The organism is Sphingobacterium sp. UBA7253 (genome assembly GCF_002472745.1).
Taxonomy (GTDB): Bacteria; Bacteroidota; Bacteroidia; order Sphingobacteriales; family Sphingobacteriaceae; genus Sphingobacterium; species Sphingobacterium siyangense.
The window spans coordinates 8,452-12,614 of record NZ_DKSP01000084.1 but is presented as its reverse complement, the minus strand read 5'-3'; the positions used below and the strand labels follow the sequence as shown (position 1 = coordinate 12,614).

Annotated in this window: 3 protein-coding genes; all 3 read right to left on the bottom strand. The window is 40.6% G+C overall.

Annotation, left to right across the window (positions count from 1 at the left end; genetic code table 11):
- A partial coding sequence (locus B2X72_RS08370) for a hypothetical protein (protein ID WP_286849078.1) occupies nt 1–2,686 on the bottom strand: 2,686 nt, incomplete at its 3' end.
- A complete protein-coding gene (locus tag B2X72_RS08365) occupies nt 2,667–3,443 on the bottom strand; it encodes a GLPGLI family protein (RefSeq protein ID WP_286849076.1) in 777 nt (258 codons plus the stop codon). The genes B2X72_RS08365 and B2X72_RS08370, both read right to left, overlap by 20 nt.
- Before the next feature lie 67 nt (nt 3,444–3,510).
- Nucleotides 3,511–3,825: a hypothetical protein gene (locus B2X72_RS08360; RefSeq protein ID WP_286849075.1), complete on the bottom strand. Its 315-nt coding sequence runs from the start codon at nt 3,823–3,825 to the stop codon at nt 3,511–3,513.
- Between the last annotated feature and the right edge of the window lie 338 nt (nt 3,826–4,163).

The window sequence follows — 4,163 nt, the reverse complement described above, 5'->3', positions numbered from 1 at the left end:
AGCTATAATCTACCCCAAAACTGATATAACCCGGCAAAAGTTTATATTCGGTGCTGGTATTATAAAGGTCTGTCAATTCAGCATTTCTGAAAAAGCGAGTATTAAAAATATTTTTTGCTGTCATAGTAAATCTTGTCCTATGTTGCGGCAATTCATAAGATAAAGAGAAATCCGAAAAATAATAGGTCTTGGAATCCTGCCCAAGGAAACTGCCAAAGCGATAGGATTCATTCTTTAGATTACACTGTATATTTTTTCCCATATTCAAAAATACATTCAGAAATCCGCGGCTATTATTGAGTGTAGTTTTGCTATCTGACCGATAAGTAACCGACTGCAGGGCATAACCTGTATAAATATTCAATCTGGATTTCCATGCACTTCTAAACGATAGTCCATAATCGTATGTCTCTGTGTGAATTTGACGATTGCCCACGCCCACCACCAATGTTTCGTAATCTGCCGTGTTTGCACCTAAGTCCAGACGGAAATTTCCACCTACAAATTTCAGGTAATAATTGAGATCTGCCTTGTAATTGCTGCTCTTTTTGTTTTTAAGCAATACTTGTTGCACAAGGCTAAAATTGGGGTCTAAACTGCTTTTTGTACCAACATAATCAAACAAAATCTGATGTCCGGCCGAGAGGTTTGCAAAAAAACGATCTGTCATGCTGCCATAGGTGTACATCAGCGTGCCACCAGAACTACTTAAGGTCGCTAGATTATCCGTTCCCCGAATAAAGTTTCGAACCCCTGTCGTATAATAATGGGGAATTAGCTCGGTGAGTGAGGTATTCTGTTGCTGAAAATAGAGATCTGTTTCCAGTCGCCCTTTTGGGTGGATAACCCATTTTCCCGATAGTCCTGGAGAAAGCAACAGGTTATTTTTATGTTTGGGTTTCCCAAAATCTGTAAACCTGTTCTGTACAAGACCTGCCTGCAAGCGGGGTGTCAATTCCCATTTATTTCGTTTAAAGGTATACTTGGAAATAAGGTTCGTCTGAAACACGTTTAAGTCCATCGCATTGGAAAATTCCGAAGGAGATGCTGCTGTCCCACCCAACTCGTCTGGATTTGATAACAACTTCAATTCGGTGTTGAGCTGTTGCTGCTGGTAGGCCATATTGAAGGCCAACTCAAAAAAATCGCCATTTTTCTTTCGGCTTACATAGTGTGTAGTAGCACCCAGATACTGCAGATTATTTTCAATATGTTGTTTTACCGCATGGATATCTTTACCTCCAAACAAGTCTTCATAATAGTATTGATTGATACTGTAGTCCAATGGCGACTGCTGCTTTATCCAACGTAGTGAGCTGACCAGTACATCCCGCTCCGAAAATTTGTAGCTATAACTCATACTATGGTTGGTCAAATATCCTTTACTTTTGGTCAGTTCCTCACTTTGAACACCATTAAACAGTAATGCACCCAAATCATTTTTTCTCAGAGAACCTAGTGTGCCTGAATAGCTCAACAGTGTGCGCTTATTGGGCTCCAACTGCAATTCCAGTTTCGTGAAGTAGTTATCGATGTTTCTGGTAAACTGATAATCTTCGGTATTGGTAAATTGAATATCCTCCAAATGATAATTCTGCACGGTATTTCGATAAAATGATTTTTTAGTAGGATTTGCAAAACCCAGCCATTTGATCTTTAACTGTGGGGTCGGACTTAAAATGGTATTCAAGGACAACAGCTTATCGTTATTGAAATTCGTTCTTTTATAATCAAAACCGGGCAAATTTGGCGTATTATCTATCAAAGTAGGTGTTGTTATTCCGACACCAATCTGACCTGGTTCATCAGGAGAACCAGACTGGATCAGGTGGTTAATACTGCTTACGGCATCGACTCCATTATTGTTAGCAGCACCTAATAGGTAATATTTGTTCTTTTTTCCAAAATTCATCAAGTTCGCATTGGCCTGATAATATTTTGGACCGATGGGAACCACCTGCGCATCCACCGAGCCAAGCCACTGTGCCCTGCTTTCCTCCTTAAGTTGCAGATTTAGTGCAATTTTGTCCGAATTTTCGATACCTTTCAGCTGTTTATTATTAGAATACCGCTGCAATATCTGAATTTTTTCCAAGGGACGAACGGACATACTTTGTGTCAGCAGGCGATAGCCCTTTTCAAAAAAATCGTCCCCTTCCACCATCACTTTTTCTACTTCTTTATTGCCTATTTTGATACTCCCATCGGTCCCCACCTGAATGCCGGGAATCTTTCGAAGAAGATCCTCTACTGTACGCTCGTCACCCTGCAAAAAGGATTTCACAGCAAGCTCAATGGTATCTCTGCCCCGGCGGTAGGGGCCTTTGGAATGGACAATCACTTCCTGCAATTGCTCCACCCCTCCTGCTGATAACTGTACATCAATCAGCGTGTCGGCCTGCGTAGGCGTAATCGAAAGGGAAGCTGGCTTAAAGCTCAGCGCCTTGAATAGCAATGTAAATGGTCCACTTTGGGCCGTTTGCACATGATATTTGCCTTGGCCGTCGCTAAACGTATAAGCCAACATTTTGTTATCGCCATCACGCCGTAAATCGATACGTACCCCTCCTAACGCTTTTCCCTCAGTACTAACGCTTCCATGGATAACAACCTGTCCATGTACGGCCATAAACAACAGACAAAAGCTGAATAAAGCCGCTATCCGCTTATTGATGCTCCCATTCATACACTTGCTCTACACTACCTCTAACTTTTTGCTTATCAACGCTTACACCTTCCATCATTGGCATTTTGCTGTACATAATACGCATTTGCTCTTCATTGATCTGGTCGTCTTTCTTGACAAATTCTTCCAGGCTCAATTTGGGTAAAGACTGGATATATTTATCATTTACGGGAATATTTCCCGCATAGGGATAATTTACCTCCTTCAGGTACCAATAGTTCGGATTGGCACTTTCGTTATACAGCATCACAATAAGGCCCGGCAAGCCACCAAATTTCGATGGTCCCACAGGTACGGGAATATCATTGGTATAATAAGCGACCAAAGTAGTTCCACGATAAGAGGCCGTTGCTTTGTGGCATACATGTTTGCCTAACGTATCCACATCGGTGTAATCGGTATTCCAGACCAATGCCGGAAATTTGTCCGTCACCAAATAGTTAACACCTTGAATGGAACGGGTTTCTAGCTGTTGGTCAGCCTTATTTTGATGGATCACGACCCTGTTATACCTCTTGCCAGATCCGATTGTTATCGAAAATGAGGACGCTACTTCATCATCGCCATCTTTGTTGAGCTCCTGCTTGCGTATTGGCATCGAATCACGAACAGCAATCTTCACTGTTCCATCATAATAGACATCTTCTTTAAAAGTAGCCATGGCTGATGGGATGTATTCATATATCGCATGAAGCCGCTGTGCAGAAGATAATCTGGAAAAGAATAGAAATAAAAAGAATATATAATATTTACGCATGATAATTTAGTTTAGAGAGACGGGGTCAAAGCCCCGCTTTTATTTTTGTGTAAGAATGAATAAAGGTTTAGTTGTTTGCAACCCAGTCATGCATTGCTGCAAAGAAATTAGCACAGCCGCCAGCTGAAGAAGCATAATCTGTGTAGACAGCGCTGCCTAATAAAACACCATCACAGCTATAAATACTTACTTTAAAATTACAGCGTACGAATGCCGCATTCGTTTCTTTGGTTGCCTCGGTAAACCTAACCGTATTGTTAGCCAGGCGCTGGGAAGTTGTTTTCACAGATGTATTTCCGTTGACTATTGTTGCGGCTGTCTTGGCCGAAGCAACAGATGATAGCATCACCATTGCTACCAAACCCATCATTAATCTTTTCATTGTCTTTAAATTTACTTGTTAAACCATGGTATGTTTTGAAGGCATACCCTTGTATATGGCAGTAAAAATAAAGACACATTTAATTATTTAAATGATGATTAAATATCTGTAAATGGTCACTTAGAATTCGTAGCTTATTAGTTACTATTCGCAATGGGCTTATCACTGAATAACTTGAATTATGGAGCAAATCGTTTTGAGGTAACGAAGTAAAAGCTCTCCTAAATACCTGTTGAGGGAAGCTAAATAAAATTTTCTCGATAATGACCAATGCTCGGAGCATCTGTCGTTATGATATTCTCATTTTGGTCAAAAGTATAAAAGGCCTAAAATACTTG

Bases quoted from the DNA above. Each gene is read 5' to 3' on its own strand.
- B2X72_RS08360 (WP_286849075.1), bottom strand. From the start codon at position 3,825: ATGAAAAGATTAATGATGGGTTTGGTAGCAATGGTGATGCTATCATCT.
- B2X72_RS08365 (WP_286849076.1), bottom strand. From the start codon at position 3,443: ATGCGTAAATATTATATATTCTTTTTATTTCTATTCTTTTCCAGATTA.